The sequence below is a fragment of the Thiorhodococcus minor genome, assembly GCF_010820565.1.
Lineage (GTDB): Bacteria > Pseudomonadota > Gammaproteobacteria > Chromatiales > Chromatiaceae > Thiorhodococcus > Thiorhodococcus minor.
Map to the genome: position 1 here is coordinate 1 of NZ_JAAIJQ010000282.1, position 912 is coordinate 912.

The window sequence follows — 912 nt, forward strand, 5'->3', positions numbered from 1 at the left end:
GCATAGCGCAGATGCACCGTCTCCAGGGCACGGTAGCGTGCCGGGATCTCCAGGCGGATGCCCGCCAGGCTGACGGTGCCATCGGCACGGCGCTGGCGGCGCGCGACCTCGATGCGGAAAGCCGCGCGCAGGGCGGCGGCATCCGGGCAGGGGCGCGCCACGCTCGACCCCTCCAGATAACGCGCCAGCGGCGTGCTGGGCAACTCCGCATGGCGGCTGCGGTGATACTCCTGCTCGACCCAGGCTTGCGTGGCGCGGTTGAGGGTGTCGAGGGTCAGCCCCGGCTCGCCTTCGAGCATCGCCATCAGGCGCCCTTCCACGCGGCCCCAAAAGGCCTCCTGTTTGGCGTTCTGATACGGTGAATAGGGCAAGGTCGTCTGGTGCAGCACGCCCAGGCTGGCGAGTCCGGCCACCGTCTCTTCGGCCAGCATTGCCGCCCCGTTATCGGTCATGAGGGCGCGCGGCAGGCCGCGCTTCATGAACGCCTGCGAGAGCCCGTGCACCAGTACCTCGGCGGTTTCGTTGGCATACCACTGCAGGTGACAGACCAGGCGCGAGCGATCGTCGATGACGCCGAGCAGCAGCGGCGTGATCCAGGCTCCGGCGGCGGTCAAGACCTTGCGCGAGCCGTGGTGGAAATCCAGATGCCACAGGGCTGCGACGTGCTCGACCTCGAAGCTGCGCACCTCGCGTTGCTCCAGATGATCACGCGCCGCCAGGGCACCGACGGTGTCGCGCTTGGGGGTGGCGCGGCGCACCATTCCCTGCGCCTTTAAATAGCGCCGCACGCTTGGATAGGATGGCACCGGGGTGGCGCTGCCGGCGAGCGTCGCCGCGAGGTTGTCGTGGTGCAGCTGGGCGGTCCAACCGGGATGGTCGCGGTACTGCGCCTGCAGCGCCTCGCGCGCGGCG

The 912-nt window shown here is 69.6% G+C and carries 1 protein-coding gene; it reads right to left on the reverse strand.

Annotated features, from left to right (window positions below; all coding sequences use genetic code 11):
• The coding region (locus G3446_RS26970; RefSeq protein ID WP_164456722.1) for a DDE-type integrase/transposase/recombinase at window positions 1-912 on the reverse strand (912 nt) is incomplete at both ends.